Annotated in this window: 14 protein-coding genes and 1 tRNA gene; 6 read left to right on the forward strand and 9 right to left on the reverse strand. The window is 60.0% G+C overall.

All coding sequences use genetic code 11. The features are described from left to right. The first annotated feature begins 17 nt into the window (after positions 1–17). Complete coding sequence (locus AB1Z34_RS05265; protein WP_016422790.1) at positions 18–923, forward strand: thioesterase family protein; 906 nt, start codon at positions 18–20, stop codon at positions 921–923. A gap of 7 nt (positions 924–930) precedes the next feature. On the opposite strand, the gene metH is transcribed toward AB1Z34_RS05265, so the two are convergent. Genes metH through AB1Z34_RS05285 form a run of 4 tightly spaced genes read right to left on the reverse strand, consistent with a single transcriptional unit; the run spans position 931 to position 7,305 of the window. Beyond that, entirely contained in the window at positions 931–4,590 is a 3,660-nt protein-coding gene (gene metH, locus AB1Z34_RS05270) for a methionine synthase (RefSeq protein WP_016422789.1), read from the reverse strand. Between the two features lie 49 nt (positions 4,591–4,639). Further along, positions 4,640–5,047 (reverse strand): hypothetical protein, encoded by a 408-nt coding sequence (locus tag AB1Z34_RS05275; RefSeq protein ID WP_016422788.1) that lies wholly within the window; start codon positions 5,045–5,047, stop codon positions 4,640–4,642. Positions 5,048–5,049: 2 nt separating this feature from the next. Then, the gene (gene mshC, locus AB1Z34_RS05280) at positions 5,050–6,405 is read right to left on the reverse strand and encodes a cysteine--1-D-myo-inosityl 2-amino-2-deoxy-alpha-D-glucopyranoside ligase (protein WP_016422787.1); all 1,356 of its coding nucleotides are present in this window, start codon (positions 6,403–6,405) and stop codon (positions 5,050–5,052) included. Positions 6,406–6,423: 18 nt separating this feature from the next. Next, complete coding sequence (locus tag AB1Z34_RS05285) at positions 6,424–7,305, reverse strand: undecaprenyl-diphosphate phosphatase (protein WP_040361409.1); 882 nt, start codon at positions 7,303–7,305, stop codon at positions 6,424–6,426. 132 nt (positions 7,306–7,437) lie between these two features. Here AB1Z34_RS05285 and AB1Z34_RS05290 point away from each other — a divergent pair, with 132 nt between their 5' ends. The 3 genes from AB1Z34_RS05290 (at position 7,438) to AB1Z34_RS05300 (ending at position 10,746) form a co-directional block, all read left to right on the forward strand. Continuing rightward, positions 7,438–8,373: an aldo/keto reductase gene (locus AB1Z34_RS05290; RefSeq protein WP_016422785.1), complete on the forward strand. Its 936-nt coding sequence runs from the start codon at positions 7,438–7,440 to the stop codon at positions 8,371–8,373. 108 nt (positions 8,374–8,481) lie between these two features. After that, positions 8,482–9,645 (forward strand): hypothetical protein, encoded by a 1,164-nt coding sequence (locus AB1Z34_RS05295; protein WP_179078157.1) that lies wholly within the window; start codon positions 8,482–8,484, stop codon positions 9,643–9,645. Next, complete coding sequence (locus tag AB1Z34_RS05300; RefSeq protein ID WP_016422783.1) at positions 9,646–10,746, forward strand: quinone-dependent dihydroorotate dehydrogenase; 1,101 nt, start codon at positions 9,646–9,648, stop codon at positions 10,744–10,746. It begins immediately after the preceding gene. Positions 10,747–10,884: 138 nt separating this feature from the next. On the opposite strand, the gene AB1Z34_RS05305 is transcribed toward AB1Z34_RS05300, so the two are convergent. Continuing rightward, on the reverse strand, positions 10,885–11,493 hold the full coding sequence (locus tag AB1Z34_RS05305; RefSeq protein WP_016422782.1) for a YbhB/YbcL family Raf kinase inhibitor-like protein: 609 nt from the start codon (positions 11,491–11,493) through the stop codon (positions 10,885–10,887). Positions 11,494–11,719: 226 nt separating this feature from the next. Between AB1Z34_RS05305 and AB1Z34_RS05310 the strand changes: the two genes are divergently transcribed. Then, positions 11,720–11,805, forward strand: a tRNA-Leu gene (locus AB1Z34_RS05310). A 77-nt stretch (positions 11,806–11,882) separates the two neighbouring features. Here AB1Z34_RS05310 and cls read toward each other — a convergent pair. Next, on the reverse strand, positions 11,883–13,376 hold the full coding sequence (gene cls, locus AB1Z34_RS05315; RefSeq protein ID WP_042388706.1) for a cardiolipin synthase: 1,494 nt from the start codon (positions 13,374–13,376) through the stop codon (positions 11,883–11,885). Between the two features lie 187 nt (positions 13,377–13,563). On the opposite strand from cls, the gene AB1Z34_RS05320 reads away from it, so the two are divergent. Further along, entirely contained in the window at positions 13,564–13,896 is a 333-nt protein-coding gene (locus AB1Z34_RS05320) for a metalloregulator ArsR/SmtB family transcription factor (RefSeq protein WP_016422780.1), read from the forward strand. 60 nt (positions 13,897–13,956) lie between these two features. Here the strand turns inward: AB1Z34_RS05320 and meaB are convergent, their stop codons facing one another. The 3 genes from meaB to AB1Z34_RS05335 all read right to left on the reverse strand — a co-directional run bounded on the left by meaB (position 13,957) and on the right by AB1Z34_RS05335 (position 19,220). Then, complete coding sequence (gene meaB / locus AB1Z34_RS05325) at positions 13,957–15,069, reverse strand: methylmalonyl Co-A mutase-associated GTPase MeaB (protein ID WP_016422779.1); 1,113 nt, start codon at positions 15,067–15,069, stop codon at positions 13,957–13,959. 66 nt (positions 15,070–15,135) lie between these two features. Next, positions 15,136–17,355 carry a methylmalonyl-CoA mutase gene (gene scpA, locus AB1Z34_RS05330; protein ID WP_016422778.1) on the reverse strand — a complete coding sequence of 740 codons (2,220 nt, stop codon included), beginning with the start codon at positions 17,353–17,355 and terminating at the stop codon, positions 15,136–15,138. A gap of 8 nt (positions 17,356–17,363) precedes the next feature. Then, positions 17,364–19,220: a methylmalonyl-CoA mutase family protein gene (locus AB1Z34_RS05335; RefSeq protein ID WP_172620270.1), complete on the reverse strand. Its 1,857-nt coding sequence runs from the start codon at positions 19,218–19,220 to the stop codon at positions 17,364–17,366. Positions 19,221–19,472: the final 252 nt, after the last annotated feature.

Consider the following 19,472-nt stretch of genomic DNA (forward strand, 5'->3'; position numbering starts at 1 on the left):
AAAGGCATCGACTCGCTATGACAACCACTGAAGATTCGCTCGCCCAGGCTATCGACCAACCCGAGGCATACTTCATTCCGCTAGGGACGGTCACCGAAGGCGAGCTCAGCTACGAGCGCTTCATGCCCACCAGCTTCACTTATGGGGCGTGGGGGCCGTTTCAGCACGGTGCGCCGCCGTCGGCGCTGCTGACGCGCATGTTGGAGCGCCGCCGTCTGGAAAGCGAGGGGATGCGTATTACTCGCATCGCCGTGGATCTGTTGTCGGCTGTACCGTACACGGAGCTCCGCGCGCGCTCATGGGTCTCGCGCCCGGGGCGGCAGATCGCCAAGGTCGAAGCCGAATTGCTTGCCGACGTCAAGGGTGCCTGGCGACCAGTTGCCACCGCGTCCGCATGGATGATGGCCACTGCGGATACGCGGGATATTGAGCGTGCATTCGACAAGCAGGTGCCCGGGCCCGAGGAATGCAGCGCCGAGTACATTCCGCTTACCGACGATTGGAGTGGCGGCTACATCGAATCAATTGAAGCCCGCGCCGGCGCGACGGAAGAGCTGGCCGAGACGCAAATTCACTGGGTTCGCGCGCAGTACCCAATCGTGCTCGGGGAGGAGCCGACTGCGGTGGAGCGAGTCATGCAGGTAGCTGATACCGCCAACGGTATCGGGGCCACGCTGAGCCCGCACCAGTGGGCGTTTATGAATACCGACTTAGTGGTTCACCTGCACCGACTCCCCCAGCTCGGCGCCTCGGAGAAGTCGGCGGAATCGGAGTTGCAGTCGGAAGACGGCGGCTGGGTGGGCATCGCCGCCCGCGGTTCCATTGGGCCGGACGGAATCGGCATGACCGCGGGCGAGCTCTACGATGTGCACGGCCCCATCGGCCGCAGCATGCAGACCTTGCTGGTGCGACCGCAGGGATAACGCGAAGCTACACGTTAAAGTACTTCGCTTCCGGGTGGTAGAGCACGAACGCATCGGTGGACTGCTCTGGGTGCAGCTGGAGCTCCTCAGAGAGCTCCACGCCGATGCGCTCCGGCTGCAGCAGGTCAATCATGCCCTGACGGAAGGTCAGATCCGGACAGGAACCATAGCCGAAGGAGTAACGAGCGCCGCGGTACTTCAGGTCAAAGAAGTCCTGGGTATCGTCGGAGTCTTCCGCGCCAACACTTGTGCCGTCGGAGAACGCGAGCTCGGAGCGAATGCGCTGGTGCCAGTACTCGGCCAGCGCCTCGGTGAGCTGCACGCCGATACCGTGAACCTCCAGGTAGTCGCGGTATTCGTTCTTGGCGTAAATATCGTTGGCGAAGTCAGCGATGGGCTGTCCCATGGTCACCAGCTGGAACGGCATGACGTCGGTCTGTCCTGCGGCGATGGCATCTTCGCGCGAGCGAATGAAGTCAGCAATGCATAGGAAGCGACCACGCTGCTGGCGCGGGAAGGTCCAGGACACCACTGGCTCTGCCGCGGGGTCGGGCTGCTCCCCTTCCGCAGGTAGCGGCAGTACGTGTACGGTATCGCCCTCAGAAACTGCTGGGAAGTAGCCATAGACGACAGCCGCATGCTGGAGGATGTTCTCGGCGCGCAGGCGCTGCAGCCATGCGCGCAGGCGTGGACGACCATCGGATTCGACCAGTTCCTCGTAACTCGGCCCCTCGTCGCCGCGGGTGCCGCGCAGTCCCCACTGCCCCATGAACAGAGCGCGTTCGTCGAGGGTGGTCAGGTAGTCGTCGAGGGGCAGGCCCTTGACAATGCGGGTTCCCCAGAACGGCGGTGTCGCAACGGGGACATCAGCGGCGACATCGGAACGCTCCGGCACCTCGGGGGCTTCAGCAGCAGCCTTGGCGGCGCGCTGCGCGGCGATGCGCTTGGAGCGCTCACGGCGGGCGCGGCGAGCTTCCTTCTTCTCGCGGGCAGCAATGGCCTCTGGCGAATTCTCGTCTGGGCCGAGGCCCTTCTTCGCTGCCATCAGCTCGTCCATGATGCGCAGTCCTTCGAAGGCATCCCTGCCGTAGTAGACATCGCCGTGGTAGAGCTCGGACAGGTCGTCTTCTACGTAGCTACGCGTCAGCGCGGCGCCGCCGAGCAGTACTGGGAAGCGGGTGGCATCGCCGGCGGAGTTGATCTCCAGCAGGTTGTCCTTCATCACCACAGTGGACTTCACCAGCAGGCCGGACATGCCGATAGCGTCGACATCCAGTTCCTTGGCGGCGGACAGAATCGTAGCGATCGGCTGCTTAATGCCCAGGTTATGCACGGTGTAGCCGTTGTTGGAGAGAATAATCTCCACCAGGTTCTTGCCGATGTCGTGGACATCGCCCTTCACCGTGGCCAGCACAATCGAGCCCTTGGAGCCCGTGGCATCCTCGGCATCCATAAAGCCCTCGAGGTAGCCCACCGCGGCCTTCATCGTCTCGGCCGACTGCAGCACGAATGGCAGCTGCATCTGGCCGGAACCGAACAGGTCACCAACGGTCTGCATGCCACGCAGCAGGTCCTCGTTAACAATCGCCAGCGGTTCCTTTTCCTTCATGCCCTCATCGAGGTCAGCCTCGATACCCGTGCGCTCACCGTCGATGATGCGCTGCGCCAGGCGGTCGAACAGCGGCATGGCGGCAAGCTTTTCGGCCCGGGCGTCCTTCGCGTCAGCGGCGGAGACTCCTTCAAAGAGCTCCATGAATACCTGCAGTGGGTCGTACTCCCCGTCGGGGTGTCCCGCTTCACGACGGCGGTCGTACACCATATCGAGAGCGACTTCGCGCTGCTTGTTGTCAATCTTGTTCATCGGCAAGATCTTGGAGCTGTGGGCAATGGCGGAGTCCAGGCCGGCCTCGATGCACTCGTTGAGGAACACCGAGTTGAGTACCTGGCGAGCCGCCGGGTTCAGACCGAAGGAAATGTTGGACAGACCGAGCGTGGTGTGCACGTTCGGGTGGCGACGCTTAAGTTCGCGGATGGCTTCGATGGTTTCGATGCCGTCGCGGCGAGTTTCCTCCTGGCCAGTGGAAATCGGGAAAGTCAGACAGTCGACAATAATGTCCTGCTCGCGCAGTCCCCACGTGCCGGTGATGTCGACGATGAGACGCTCGGCGATCTCAATCTTCTTGTCCTTTGTACGCGCCTGACCTTCTTCGTCGATAGTCAAAGCGACCACGGCAGCACCGTGCTCAACAACCTGGCGCATAATGCGCTGGTAACGCGAGTCCGGGCCATCGCCGTCTTCAAAGTTCACAGAGTTGACCGCGCAGCGACCACCGAGGTGCTCCAGGCCAGTCTTCAAAACCTCCGGTTCCGTGGAGTCCAGCATGACCGGCAACGTCACCGAGGTGGCGATCTGCGATGCCAGGGTTGCCATGTCATCGCGACCGTCGCGCCCCACGTAGTCCACACACAGGTCAATCATGTGTGCGCCATCGGTGACCTGACCACGGGCGGTGTTAAGACACTTCTCCCAGTCGCCGGCCAGCATGGCCTCGCGGAATGCCTTGGAACCGTTGGCGTTGGTGCGCTCACCAATCATGGTGATACCGGTTGTCTGCGTCAGCGGGGCTGCCGAGTACAGAGAACTAACCTCATCGATTGGCTTTGCATCCGGATCCGTCGATGGGCGTGCTGCCTGAACAGCAGGACCCTGCTCAGCGTAGGCGCCGGCACCGGTAATAGCATCGCGAACAGCGGAAACATGCTCCGGTGTGGTACCACAGCAGCCACCGACCATCGCCAGGCCAAACTCTTCAACAAAGCCGCGCAGCGCTGTGGCCAGCTCTGGGGCGGTCAGCGGGTAGGTCGCACCGTTCTTACCCAGCACTGGCAGACCCGCATTCGGCATTACCGATACCGGGATGGAGGCGAAATTGGACAGGTAGCGTAGGTGCTCGCTCATCTCGTCCGGACCCGTTGCACAGTTCAGGCCAATCATGTCGATACCCAGCGGCTGCAGCGCTGCCAGGGCTGCACCAATCTCCGAGCCCATCAGCATGGTGCCTGTGGTCTCGACAGTCACGTGGACGACAATCGGGATCTTCTTCTCAGCCTGTCGCATGGCGGCCTTGATGCCATTGACTGCTGCCTTGACCTGCAGCAAGTCTTGACAGGTCTCAATCAAAAACGCATCCGCGCCACCGGAAATCATGCCGAGTCCGGCCTCCGTGTAAGCGTCGCGAAGCTGAGCGTACGGAGCGTGCCCCAAAGACGGCAGCTTCGTGCCCGGGCCCAGCGAACCGAGGACAAAGCGTCGCATACCCTCGCGCCCCGGCCCCATTTCGTCAGCGACCTTGCGGGCGATTGCGGTGCCCTTGTGCGCTAGCTCCTGGATACGGTCTTCAATGTCGTAATCCGCGAGGTTCGGGAAGTTGCAGCCGAAGGTATTGGTTTCCACCAGGTCGGCGCCGGCCTCGAAATAACGCCGGTGAATCGTCTCGATGATGTCGGGACGAGTGTCATTGAGAATCTCATTACAGCCCTCGTAGCCGAGGAAGTCCGCGTCAACGTCGAGGTCAAAAGACTGCAGCTGGGTACCCATGGCGCCATCGCCAATGAGTACACGGCTGTGCAGTGCGGTGAGGAACTCGGAAGAGTGGCGATCAGTCATGAATAGACACCTTAGTCTACTTTCATAACCGCGCCGTTAATCGGGCTGGTTATTCCATCTCAAAGTAGCTTTCCGCCTTCACCGCAGGCAGGTCCAAACCGACAGCCTTCGTTGCGGAATTGATAATCGCGAGAATCTCGTCGAGCTCCTCATCAAAAATCGAGCCACCGTGCTCATGCTCAATCGCAGCCACGCGCTGTAGGCAGTTCTCTACCGCCTGCGTTGCGGCTTCTTCTCGCTTATCGACGGCCAGTTCCGCCGCCTGATCAATACCAGCGGCGGCCTCACGGAGGGCTTCCCCGACCTGGTCGGCTACCGATTCGTCAAAAAGTGGCTCCCAGAACTCGCGTTCCTCGGGCTGCAGGTAGCTGCCGGTGGCAAACATGCGCAAATCGGCAACTAGCTTATCGATGTTCTCTTGCGTTACTTCGACAGCAGACAGATCTGAGTTGCTCATGCTCAAATTTTAACGCCAAGCAGCGCGTCCAGCGCGGCGGCAACGAATTCTCCGGCACCCGCTGCGCCGGTTACTGTGCCAGCATCTGCCTTGTTGCTGGTATCCGAGGACCACTCCGCAGCCCAGGCATCGATAGCGTCCAGAGCAGCCGGCGTATCCAGGTCATTGGCCAGGCTTGCGCGCACATCGGCAACCAGTGTCGCTGCTGCGCTCACAGCCTTCTCATCGGTGGCAGTCTTTGTAGCTGCGCAAGCCGCACGCCAGGCCTCGTGACGTGCCTTGGCCGCCTCCAGCACCTCGTCCGACCAATCGCGATCAGAGCGGTAATGGCTGGCGAACACGCCAATGCGAATAGCACTCGGGTCGACGCCGGCGGCCACCAGCTTGGAGACAAACACCAGGTTGCCCAGCGACTTGGACATCTTCACGCCATCGAGCGCAATCATGCCAGCGTGAACATAATGGCGCGCCATACGTGCACAGCCAGTAGCGGCTTCAGCGTGAGCCGCCGAGAACTCGTGGTGCGGGAACGCGAGATCCGAGCCACCGCCCTGAATGTCGAAGCTCTTACCCAGGCGGTTGGTGGCAATCGCCGAGCACTCAATGTGCCAACCCGGCCGGCCCGCACCAAAAGGAGCCTCCCAGCTTGGCTCCCCGGGGCGAGCGGCACGCCACACCAGCGCGTCCAGTGGGTCCTCCTTGCCCGGGCGATCCGGGTCGCCACCGCGCTCCGCAAAGAACTCCGCCATCTGCTCTGCCGAGTAATTGGACTCGTAACCAAAGTTCTCAGTGGCACTCTTGCGGAAGTACACATCCGGGTACTCGTCATCGGTGAGCTGGTAGGCCGAGCCATTCTCCAGCAGCTTCTCGACCATTTCCACGACCTCGCCCACGGACTCAATGGCGCCGATATAGTCGCGCGGTGGAATCACCGACAGGTTTTCCATATCCGAGCGAAACAAATCAATCTGCGAGGTGCCCAGCTCGCGCCAGTCCACCCCATCGCGCTCCGCACGTTCGAACAACGGGTCATCGACATCGGTGATGTTCTGCACGTAATGCACCGAGTGTCCATTGTCCAGCAGCTGACGGTAAATCAGATCAAAGGTGAGGTAGGTTGCTGCGTGCCCCAGGTGCGTGGCGTCATAGGGTGTGATGCCACACACGTACATGGTCGCCTCCGGTCCCGCTTCCACCTGGGAGACCTTCTGATCCGCGGTGTCGTAGAGGCGTAGGGGTACCGATGTTGAGCTTTCGTCGTCAAGCGAATGCGCCTTACCTGTATTGCTGGCGCGGTTGAACACATCGAAACGCGCATCGCCGAGACTGGGAACCTGTGGTTGGGGCCACGAATGCATTAAATACTCACTACCTCACTAAACAGCGTTGATCGTGCCGAAGCCGAGCAACACCATAACAATCAAACCGACCGGGATGCGGTACGCGGCGAACCAAGCGAAGGAGTGGTTCGACACGAACTTCAGCAGCCATGCAATAGACGCATAGCCGACGACGAAGGCAATCAGCGTACCGATGGCCAATTGCGCTCCACTAGCGGCCTGTCCCGCCGCAGGGTCAAACGCGTCTGGAAGCGAAAAAATTCCAGCAGCGAAAACAGCGGGGATAGCCAGCAGGAAGGAAAAGCGCGTTGCAACCTCTCGGTCCAAGTGCAAGAACAGGCCGGCAGACACCGTACCGCCCGAGCGCGACACACCCGGAATGAGCGCCAGGCACTGCGCGAAACCCATGACGATGGCATCTCGCATGGTCAGCTCTTCATAGTTGCGCTCACGACGGCCGAACTTCTCTGCGGCGATAAAGACAAAGGAGAAAAGCACCAACACAGCGGCTGTAATCCAGAGATTGCGCAGGTTATCGCGGATGAGGTCCTTCCCCAGCACACCGATGATGGCAATCGGCAGCGTACCGACAATCACCATCCAACCCATGCGGTAGTTGAAACCGCGGGCTTCCTTATTGAACAGACCGGCAAACCAGCCAGTGAGGATCTGCCAGATGTCCTTGGCGAAGAACACCAACACAGCCAATTCGGTGCCAAGCTGCACCACAGCGGTGAAGGATGCACCGGCGTCCTGGCCCCACAGCAGCTCGGAGACAATCCGAAGGTGCCCCGAGGAACTCACCGGGAGAAATTCCGTCAGACCTTGCACTACGGACAGGATGATTGTCTGCGCCCAGGTCATACCGGTGCCGGCGGTATCGGCAGCGGTATCTGCTGAGGCGCTTAGTGTCGTCATGATAGTCACGGGTGTATAGGCTACTCGTCCGGTTTGTGTTGTGGCTATAGCGAGGTTTCGGTGCGGCGATAGCGAGACCTCTCCCGCGGAACTTTTCCCGCGACCGCACACGGGTGTCCTAAAGTAAAAATCGTGCAACAACGAATTCTGGGCAACAGCGGTTTACGCGTCTCCGCCTTGGGGCTGGGTACGGCCACCTGGGGTGCGGGTACCAGGCAAGACGAAGCCGGACGCATCCTGACGGACTTCCTCGACGCCGGAGGCAACCTTGTCGACGCTTCCCCACTCCACGGCGGCGACACTGTTGCCGACATGCTGGGTGCAGTCATCGCAAAGCGCGGTGTCGCCGACGAATTGGTGCTCTCGGTCGCATCTGGCATACACCCCGAGCGGCCCGTCGGCAGGCGCGTGGACTGCTCGCGTAAGACACTGCAAAAGGACCTCGACGATACGCTCGCACGCCTCGGCGTCGAACACATTGATCTGTGGTCGCCCGGCTACTGGGATGGGCTGACCCCACCGGAAGAGGTCGCCGATACCCTGGAATGGGCTGTGCTCACGGGGAAAGTACGTTACGCCGGAGTGCGTGGATACAGCGGTTGGCAGGCGGCGGTGACGCATGCCGCCGCGGATCGAATCGCTCCGGTGTTCGCACAGCATGAGTACTCGCTGCTCCAGCGAAGCCCTGAGGCTGAACTACTGCCCGCCTGTGAGCATTTGGGGCTCGGCTTTATCGGTGGCGCCCCACTGGCCCAAGGCGTTTTGACCGCCAAATACCAGCACATCATTCCCGAGGACTCCCGCGCTGCTTCCGAACACGCCGACGCAGAGGTACAGGACTATCTCGACACGCGCGGCGTCACGGTTGCAGGCGCGCTGACCACCGCAGCCAAGGGGCTCGGCGTCAGTGCTGCCGTCGCAGCGATTTCCTGGGCACGCGATCGGCCGGGCGTCACCTCGATCCTCGTTGGCGCTCGAGACCGCGCTCAGCTACGCGAAAACCTCACCGCCGAACAACTCACGCTGCCACCGCAGATTTGCAACGCGCTTGACGACGTCACGCTGTAATCAGTAACCGCATTCTTATAAAGACTTATAAGGCACAACGAATGCGAGAGCCTCCCACGGCTGGAGGCGTCCACAAAGTAATCAGGCCGGGGTGGTAGTTTCTATAGCGTGAGTGAAAACAGTCGTCGACGTGTCATAACCTCCCTTCTAGCGGGGCTTTCCGCTAGCGCAGTGGTCCTGGCAGGGTGCTCCTCCGATGTGGAAGGAGACATCGATGCCGGAATGGGCAACGCCACGCCAGTGCCGGCCGCTTCACCCGCTGCTCCCGATACTGCTATCGGGAGGGCCAAGAAGATTGATGAGGACGTTACCGATGCCGTGCTGGTCGGCGACCGAGTTGTCCTGAAGGCCGGGGACAAAATCTTTGCCGGTCCGCTGAATAACCCAATTGAGCGATCAATGAAGCTGGGCGCGAAGTGTGGTGAGCTCGCGCCGGGCGGCCCTAACGCTTTGCTGCCGTGTGAAGATGGCATCCACGTCATTACTGACCAGGCTACGGAAACGGCCGTTGTCGGCCGTGGCACCAACTACTCCGCCGCAGTTGGCCTGGAAGGCGGCCGCATCATCGGTGCCCATGCGGATAGCAATGTCGTCGATGTGTTCGGCGCTGATGGTGAGTTGGCCAGTGACTTCAAGGCTGCCAATAACGGGTCGCAGCTCGTTGAGATTCCCAAAGCGGACAATGACGCGGACGTCAAGCTGTTAGAGGTCAACCGTCCGGAGACTTCGGTGCATGAGCTCAAGCTCGATGAGTCCCGCGCTGGCTCTGCGCTGCGTGCGGGTATCGGCGTCGGCAAGGTAGCTTCCGGTGATCATGTCATTGCTGCCGCAGACACCAAGGGCAACCAGCTTCTTATTTACACTGCCACTGACGTCATTCGCCTCCACCAGGCAGCTCCGGCCCCGGAGGCTCCGTGGGCGGTAGCGGTCGATGAATCGCGCGGAATTGTCTGGGTGACTTCGACGAAGGTGAACAAGCTGACTGGCTACGACATCAGCTCGGGTACCCCAGTCAAGGTCGCGGACATCAACACGGTTGCAGATCCACAGTCGATTGTTGCCACCGAGGATGGCCAGATTGGCGTCTTCTCGGCTACCGGTGACGGGGCCCAGATTTTTGACTCCGCGGACGTCGATAAGGCAATTGCTGATTTCAAGCAGGATGCAGAGAAGATTCGTGAGGAGATGTCGGTTCGGGAACCAGCCGATAAACTACCGACCGGTGCAGGTGACACCAAGGGAGCAGACGACTCCGAGGGAGAGACTAAGTAGATGCCTTCGAAACTTCGCGCCAAGTCCTATCAACTCGCGCTAAAGGCAATGTTCCAGGTTCCACCGGAGCAGATTCACGAGGCCATCTCGAAGACCCTGAAGGGGCTGCAGAAGTCGGAGAGTCTACAGCGGGCGGTGAGCAAGCTACTCGTTGTTGACGATGCTGTGCTGCGTCAAACCGTGTTCGGTGTGGACTTCCCGCGTCCGCTGGGGCTCGCCGCGGGCTTCGACAAGGCTGCTATTGCCCCGGATTGCTGGGGGCCAATTGGTTTTGGCTACGCGGAACTGGGAACCGTGACTGCCAAGCCGCAGCCGGGCAACGATCGCCCGCGTCTGTTCCGTCTGAAGGAAGACCGCGCCATTTTGAACCGCATGGGTTTCAACAACCCCGGCGCCGCTGCTGTAGCGGAGAACTTGCGGGCGCGTCGCAGTGACGACGTCATCGGTATCAACATTGGTAAGACCAAGGTGACTCCGCTGGAAGAGGCCGTCGATGATTATCGAGAATCGGCTAGCCAGCTCGGCGGCTTGGCGGACTACGTTGTTGTTAACGTCTCCTCACCGAACACGCCGGGTCTGCGCGACCTTCAGGCAGTGGAGTCACTGCGCCCGATTCTGGCAGCGGTGACTGAGGAGACCGACTCGCCGGTGCTGGTCAAGATTGCTCCTGATCTCTCCGACGATGATGTCATCGCAGTTGCTGACTTGGCGGTTGACCTTGGGCTGGCAGGCATTGTGGCTACCAACACCACCATTTCTCGCGAGGGCCTGCGTACGCCCGCGGATGAGGTCGCGGAGATGGGGGCCGGTGGAGTCTCGGGTGCTCCTGTGGCAGCTCGGTCACTAGAGGTGCTGAAGCTGCTGCACGAGCGCGTCGGAGACAAACTAGTTCTCATCAGCGTCGGCGGCATTGAAACTGCTGAGCAGGCGTGGGAGCGGATTGCCAACGGCGCTTCCCTACTGCAGGGCTACACACCGTTGATTTATGGCGGTCCGGACTGGATTCGTGACATTCACCAAGGGTTGGCTCGCCAGATTCGAGCTCAGGGATTCTACTCCATTTCGGAGGCAGTCGGCTGTGGTCTGCCGTGGCGTGGTTAACTGCTGAAAGCCGTTGAGGCTTCCTAACCCAATAAACACGTGACCCCGAGGCCAGCTGCCATGAAGGCGCTGGCCCCGGGGTTTTCTGTATGAGTAGCGTGCCCGGTCGGTTGAGTTGCCCGTGTGGGCGTCGTATCCCTACTCCCCGACGTTCTCCCACCACGGCGTGATGATGGCACGCGCAATCGAGTGGAAGTACAGATTGAAGCCAAGCACGGTCGGCGTCGCATCTTCCGGAACATCAAGCTTCTCCACGTCGACCGCGTGCACCGCATACATGTAACGGTGTGGGGCATGCTGCGCCGGTGGGTTAGCTCCGTAGTGACCACGCATGCCCGAGTCGCCGACAAGCTGGATAGCGCCTTCTGGCAGCTTAGAGCCGTCTTCGGAGCCAGCTCCCTGTGGCAGACCCTTTTCGGTCGCTGGAATGTTGAAGACAGCCCAGTGCCAGAAGCCCGAAGCGGTCGGAGCATCCGGATCGAAGCAGGTCACGGCAATGGACTTAGTTCCTTCCGGCAGATTTGCCCAATCCAGTTGTGGGGAAACATTCGACGGAGCGCGGAATTCATCCGCAATCTTCTCGCCGTCCTTGATATCTGGCGAGGACAGCTCGAAGGTTGGCAAATCCTTCAGCGGTGCGTACGGATCTGGTCCCGGGAAAACCGGAGCATTTGCAGTGTTGTTTGTAGCGTTGTTTGCAGTGTCGTTTGCGGTGTCGTTTGCGGTGTCGTTGGAATTCGTAGTCATAACTACCAGTGTGCCTACTTTATGAGCGCGCTGCAGGGACTTTACAAGACTCCCTATCTGCAGGGCCTGATTCTCAGTGCGAATCCAAGGCGGATGCGGGGCTAACACCGCTGATGTAATTACACCTAGGTTTGGCGCGCTAATGCCCCTCTGACCTGCCAATTTGTGTTTCATTATGTAGTCGGGATACAGTATCACAGGTCAGCACGGAAGTGCTTCCTACCCGGTCCGGGTGGCGGAATGGCAGACGCGCTAGCTTGAGGTGCTAGTGCCCTATTAACGGGCGTGGGGGTTCAAGTCCCCCTCCGGACACAAGATAAATCCCGAGAAACTGCAATTAGTGCAGCTCTCGGGATTTTTGCTTTGTCTGTCGGACCAATGGGACTGCCCTATTGCAGCGCCGAGGTCAAGCGGAAAACAGAGTCCAGGTAGCGCTGGCGAAGGGGCCGGTCATTCCATTCCTCCTGGGTGAGCAGGAAAGATTTGTCGCGGTACTCGTCGGCAAGCGTGATCAGTTTGTCCACGATGGAACCGGCGGCGGAAAGAAGCGTGATCTCGTAGTTGAGGCCGAACGAGCGCATATCCAGATTGGAGGAGCCGAACATGGCCATGCGGTCGTCGATAACCATGAACTTGGAGTGCAGGACCGCAGGCGCCGGATAGCGGTAGATCTTCACGCCAGCGGTTAGCAGTGCCTGGTAGTAGGACTGCTGCGCGTGGCCGACCATGAACTGATCGGACTCTTCGTTGACGTAGAGCTGGACGTCGATGCCTCCATATGCGGCAGAGGTCAGCGCCATGAGCATGGATTCGTCGGGGACGAAGTACGGGCTGACGGCGATAATCCGCTCGTGTGCCTGGTAGATCATGTTATTGAAGACGCGCAGGTTCGGCTCCGTGCTGAAGCCCGGACCCGACGGCAGCACCTGGACAACGTTGTAGTTGTCGTTGACTTCGGTGTTGTGGAGTGAATAGTCCCTGGTGGCGTCTGGGGTCTTGTATAGCTCGCTGGTCCAATCAACCGCGAAAATTGCGTCGAAGGCCAGCGCAATATCGCCCTCGAGTTCAATCCAGGTGTCCACCCATCGGCGGCCGATCTTATGGTTCTTTTTCTTCTGATATTCGGGCTCAATCAAATTCTGCGAACCCATGAATACAATGTCGCCATCAATAACTACGAGCTTGCGGTGATTACGCAGATCCAGGCGGCGCCAGGTGAGCTTCAGCAAGCTCACGGGCAGCATTGGGTGCCAGGAGATTTGGGACTGGTCCAGGCGCTTTTTCAACTTGTAGTAGCCGGGGTACTTCCACGAACCAATTGGATCGACCAGTACCTTGACCTCTAGTCCCCTGTCTTGCGCGCGCTCGAGAGCCTGTATGAAAGGCTCCGTGCTGTCATCCAGTGCAAAGATGTAGGACTGCACGTGGATAGATTTCTGAGCCGCATCGATGGTCTCAATCATGCGGTCAATGGAGGCATTGAATTCGGTGAAAAGTCCCTTTTCTGCGCTGGCAATTGCCGGCATTCCCGTGAGCTGACGCGAGAGCTTGAATACGTTGACAACATCATCTTCTATCTCGGCATCATCCGGTACGTCGGGCAGATGCTCGGTACGTTCCGCAATGAGCTCCTGCGCCAGTGCCTGTACCTCGTGCCTACGGCCCGTGATTTGCTGCGAGCCCAGGAAGAGGAACAGAGGTAGGCCGATAAATGGAATCAGCAGAATCAGTAGCAGCCACGCCGTCGAAGCCGATGGGCTTCGGTTTTCCGGCACCCACCCAATCGCGATGAACTTAATCGTGTAGTCGAGTGCGAAAAATAGTACTTGCCACCACGTTAAGTCCTCCACCAGCCACGGGAAGGTGCCCATCAACCAATCCATGCAGATGATATTACTGAAGGATTTTTCAGTACCTTTGGTCGCGGCCCCTTAGGTGCACTCTCCCCTTTTCGTGACAGCCTATTGTGACATCTGAAATTGAATACTGGTATCAATACGTAGTAATGTTCAACTTATTGAACATAGTAAGCGTTTGGCATGTCGACTTCGAAAGGACTAACCCCTCCAAATGACTGAGAAGGCTCCTACGAGCACCGAGCTCGACGTTGCCACTAGCGTACTGAAGTTGATGGCAGACAAGACGCGTCTCTCCATCCTGTCGCTCCTTCGTGACGGGGAGATGACCGTCACCGCGATCGCTAGTACGCTCGATCGCCCCGTCCCCGCGATTTCTCAGCACCTGGCGAAGTTGCGCATGGCCAATATGGTGCAGACCCGCAAGGAGGGCACGTCTAGCTTCTACTCTCAGCCCGACGAGCACCTCACCAACCTGGTGGTCAACGCTCTCCACTTCGCCGAACACACGCTCTACAGCGATCCGCCCCATCACCGCGGTCAGTAGGCGCACACGGATACGCCCGCTTTACTCGCTTTACGACGAAAACCCCGTGCCCTTCGAAACCTAGTTGGCGAGCCCGGCGTTCGATGCCCTTCCCTGGTCAAATGCCTCCATGATGCGCTGGGCGGCGAGCGTCGGTGTCAGCTGCCCCGAGCGGAGTTGTTTTTCCACCAGGGTGCTCTCTGTCTGCACAGCCTCGTTGGTGTTGAGTCTCTGCAAGAGCGTTTCGTGCACCATGGACCACATCCACTTAATCTGCTGGTTAGCGCGGTTTTCATCAAAGAGATGATTCTCGTGCATAGCCTCGACATGGTCTTCGATGGCTTGCCAGAAATTGTCGATGCCGTCGTCCTCCAGTGCCGACATAGTCAGCACCGGTGGGGTCCAGACTTGATCTGAGGAGCGAACCATCTTCATGGCCGTCATCAGATCACGCGCAGCGCGCTTTGCCGGGCGCAAGTTCTTACCATCCGCCTTGTTGATAGAAATCACGTCGGCCATCTCCAGCACACCCTTCTTGATGCCCTGGAGTTGGTCACCAGCGCCGGCGAGTGCCAGAAACGCAAACGTATCCACCATCTGGGCCACCGCGACCTCGGACTGACCGACGCCGACAGTTTCGACGATGACAATGTCGTAGCCTGCGGCCTCGAGCACCACCATGGCCTCACGCGTTGCCTTGGCGACACCACCGAGTGTGCCCGCAGAGGGCGACGGACGGATGAAGGCTTCATCCGCGGCCGAGAGCCGGGACATACGGGTCTTGTCGCCCAGAATCGAGCCACCGGACTTCGTCGACGACGGGTCGATGGCCAGCACTGCAACGCGGTGGCCTTCCTCGATCAGCTTTAGCCCGAGGGTTTCAATCGTGGTTGATTTACCGACGCCGGGGACGCCGGTAAGTCCGACGCGCATGGCCTTGCCGGAAAATGGCAGCAACTTCACCAGTAGCTCTTGAGCCAGCACCTTATGCGCCGGAGCAGTCGACTCCAGCAGCGTGATTGCCCGAGCCAACTTAGTGCGGTTTCCAGCCCGCACGCCCTCAAAGAGGTCGTCGACATCAATCCGTCGTCGCGCACGGCGGACGACTTCGGGGGCTACAGCGGTCTTTCCCTCAACGACCGTGCCAGCGGTAGTGACGAGGGTGCCCAGGTTTTCTTCAAGATACTCGTTCATCGCTACTTCTCAATTCCGACAACGCGCTGAGCTGAACAGTCAGCCCAGCGCGGATGCGGTAGTTATTTAGGACTCTTCGTCAACGGCAAGGTCGAGGCCCAGCTCGTTAGAGAGCTTGGTCATCATGTCGATTGCCGAATCAGCGATGACAGTGCCCGGCGGGTAAATAGCCGCGGCGCCGGCATCGTAGAGTTCCTGGAAGTCGCCCGGTGGGATAACACCACCGACAACAATCATGATGTCCTCACGACCCAGTTTTGCCAGCTCATCGCGCAGGGCAGGAACGAGCGTCAGGTGTCCGGCGGCCAGCGAAGAAACACCGACGACGTGGACATCCGAGTCGACTGCCGACTTGGCGGCCTCCTCCGGAGTTTGGAACAGCGGTCCCACGTCAACGTCCATGCCGAGGTCCGCGTAGGCGGACGCGATGACCTTCTGGCCACGGTCGTGACCATCCTGGCCCATCTTGGCCAGGAAGATACGGGGACGGCGACCTTCCTGCTCTTCGAACTTATCGGCCATGGCGATGGCCTTGGAGACGTTGGACACGGCTCCCTCCTTGCCAACTTCGTCCTTGTAGACGCCGGAGAGAGTACGGATCTCGGCCTGATGGCGGCCAAAGACCTCTTCCATGGCGTCGGAGATTTCACCGATGGAGGCCATGGCGCGAGCACAGTCGACAGCGAGCTTCAAAAGGTTCTTGTCCAGGTCCCCCGGTTCACCCGGGTTACGGCAAGCGTCGGTCAGAGCGGCCAGTGCCTTCTGAACCTCTTCCTCGTCGCGCTCGGCGCGCAGGCGAGCCAGCTTGTCAATCTGCTCCTGGCGCACGCGGGAGTTCTCAACCTTGAGAACCTCGATGGCCTCGTCCTCTTCGACCTGGTATTTATTCACGCCGATGAGAGCCTGACGACCCGAGTCAATACGGGCCTGCGTACGAGCTGCAGCCTCTTCAATACGCAGCTTCGGAATGCCCTCGATGGTGGCCTGTGCCATACCGCCGGCCTCTTCGACCTCGTCGATGTGCTGGCGTGCACGCTTGACCAGCTCATTAGTCAGCCACTCGATGTAGTAGGAACCAGCCCACGGATCAACCGGACGCGTGGTGTTGGACTCCTGCTGAAGCAGCAGCTGAGTGTTACGAGCAATACGGGCTGAGAAGTCAGTCGGCAGTGCCAGGGCCTCGTCCAGTGCGTTGGTGTGCAGCGACTGGGTGTGGCCCTGTGTTGCGGCCATAGCCTCAACAGCAGTACGCGCGACGTTGTTGTAGACATCCTGAGCGGTCAGCGACCAACCGGAGGTCTGCGAGTGAGTACGCAGGGACTGGGACTTCGGGTTCTTCGGGCCAAACTTGCCAACCAGCTCGGACCAGAGGATGCGGCCTGCACGCAGCTTGGCGATCTCGGTGAAGGTGTTCATCGAGATGCCCCAGAAGAAGGACAGACGCGGAGCGAACTTATCAACTTCCAGGCCAGCGTCAATACCGGCCCGCAGGTACTCGATGCCGTCGGCAAGCGTGTAAGCGAGCTCAAGGTCGGCCGTCGCGCCCGCTTCCTGAATGTGGTAGCCGGAAATCGAAATCGAGTTGAACTTCGGCATCTTTGCCGAGGTGTACTCGAAGATCGAGGAGATGATTCGCATCGAAGGCTTCGGCGGGTAGATGTACGTGTTACGAACCATGAACTCCTTGAGAATGTCGTTCTGGATCGTACCGCGCAGCTGCTCGGTCGAAACGCCCTGCTCTTCAGCGGTGACAATGTAGAAGGCCAGAATCGGCAGCACAGCGCCGTTCATGGTCATAGACACCGAGACGCCGCCCAGGTCAATGCCCTGGAAGAGCTCACGCATGTCGTAAATCGAGTCAATTGCCACGCCGGCCATACCGACGTCGCCGGACACACGCGGGTTGTCCGAGTCGTAGCCACGGTGGGTAGCCAGGTCGAAAGCGACCGAAAGGCCCTTCTGGCCGGCCGCGAGGTTGCGGCGGTAGAAGGCATTGGACTCAGCTGCGGTGGAGAAGCCAGCGTACTGGCGAATAGTCCACGGCTGGTTGGTGTACATGGTCGGATACGGCCCGCGCATGAATGGGGCGATACCCGGGAAAGAATCTACCGGGTGGCCCTCGGCGGCAGCGGCGTCGCGGTCAGCGCGATCGTAGACGCGCTTGACATCGATGCCCTCTGGAATGGTCCACACTTCACCTGCTTCCGCGGCAGCTTCCTTGTCAGTGGCAGCGGCCGCGTCGTCGGTGTTGCGGGAGATGTCAGCGAAATTTGGGATGGTGGTCATTACTTCCTTCACGCTCCCAGTTCGTTCAGCAGTCGGGACAGCTCCGCGACAGCATCGATGGTCATGTTCAGGTATCCGTCGGGGCGAGCGTCCTCAGCGGCATTGGCGAAGCTCTTCTCGGAGCCGGCCACCAGGACCTCCTTAGCGCCGGCGGCGCGGGCGGCCTTGACAGCGTCCTGGCCCGAGGTCTCGTACTCGCTGTCGGCTGCGCACAGCACGACAATCGGTGAGGCCTTCACTGCCTCTTCGAAACCGACCTCGCCCGGCACAACCTGGCCGGGGTTGGCGACGGCGATACCGCCGGAAGCCAGCAGGTTGGAGGTAAAACCAGTGCGGATGTTGTGCTTGGCCAGCGGACCCAGCGGCAGCATGGCAATCAGCGGACGGTTGCCCTTTTCAGCCAGGAAGTCATCGGAGCGGTTGCGCAGCGCCTCGAAGTCGCTGGCCCAACGGCGAATCGGGTCGCCCTCCGGGCGGGCCTCAGGAGCCAGTGGGGCTTCAGCCAGGTTCGGGAACTCGTTGATAGCGGTGACCTTGGTGCGGCGGTGTGCGATGTCGGCGCGGCGCTTTTCCCAGGTAGCGTCCAGGGCGGCGCGAATATCGGCCTCCGCGGAGGTGAAACCACCGGCAGCCTCAGTGGCAGTGAAGATCTCCCACGCCTTGTCGGCCATTTCCTCGGTCAGGTCTTCGACGAAGTAGGAGCCACCTGCTGGGTCGGCGACGTAACCAAGGTGAGACTCTTCCAGCAGCAACAGGTTGGTGTTGCGAGCGATGCGAGCCTTGAAAGCCTTGGAGACGTTCGGCATGCCGCCGACAACTGCGTAATCAAACGGCAGAACCTCAACTGAGGAGGCACCGCCGACACCTGCGGCGAAGGAGGCGACAGTCACACGCAGCATGTTGACCCACGGATCGCGCTGGCTGAACATGACCGGGGCTGTCACGGCGTGCATCGGAGCGCGGCCAGCCTCGGGGGCACCGATAACCTCAGCAACGCGGGCCCACAGGACGCGAGCAGCGCGGAACTTCGCGATGGTGTCGAACTGGTCGTCGGTAGCGGCAAAGCGGAAAGCGATCTGGCCGAGCGCTTCTTCAGCGCTCAATCCGGCTTCGGTCAGCGCACGCAGGTAGGCGACACCAACGGCGAGACTGTAGCCAATCTCCTGGATGTTGTTTGCGCCCAGGTTGGAGAAAACAACGCCGTCGACAAGCAGGGCGCGGACGTCGCCCGGCTGCTTAGCCGCCTTGACGGCCAGCTGAGTGGCCTCGTCGAGAGAAACATCGTCAATACCGGCAAAAGCGGAGGTCAGCGGAGCTGCAGAAAGCTCGACTGCGATGTTATCCGGATTAGTCGGGTTCGCCTGCTCGATGTAGGACGTCAGTGCTTCCGCAACCTGCGCAGTCTTCTTACCGGCATGCACGGCAATCGGAGCAAGGTCGACGTAGACGTTGTTGAGCAGAGCCGGCACATCAGCGGCTTCGAGGGAGCCGGTGAAGTCCAGGCGGATGTCCGTGGTGCCGTTTTCCAAGGCAGTCAGCAGAGTCTCGTTGACCGCCTTTGGGTCAAGGGCATCCTCACCCGGGTACTGGCGACCGAAGGTCTCCCGAACACCCCAACCGTTGGTGTTGTCCGAAGTGACCTTTGCGCCACGGACGAATGGGAACTGGCCCGGAGCTGGGCTTTCCGCGAGCTCGTCCGCGCGGGTGTAGAGCGGGCGAACATCGACACCGTCATAGGTGGTCTGAATCAGTCGTTTCCAAATATCGAGCGGTACATCTGCAACGTCTTGCTTGTGCACCCGCGCGAATACCTTGGCCACGCCCTGATACCAGGAATTCTGCAATTCCTCGAAGTTTGGTGGCAGCGTGGAAGGTGATTCGGGGGTCGTTCGGTCAGTCACGACAGACCTTCTCCCTTACATGTTCTAAGCAACGCCTCTATCAATCCATGACCGAGGAAATTCGGCTGCGACAATTTCCGAATTCTCCGCGACGGAAAGGGATCTAAAGGCGTTGGCTTCCTCCAATAGTCAATAAGAGCCACTAGTCAGACGCTAAGACTCACCCGAGTGTCCATGCACTGAACTTTTCAGCTATTTGTGCAATACCCTTACGTT

Origin of the sequence: Corynebacterium sp. 045007 (assembly GCF_040743205.1) — a bacterium.
In the GTDB taxonomy this organism is placed as follows: Bacteria; Actinomycetota; Actinomycetes; order Mycobacteriales; family Mycobacteriaceae; genus Corynebacterium; species Corynebacterium jeikeium_D.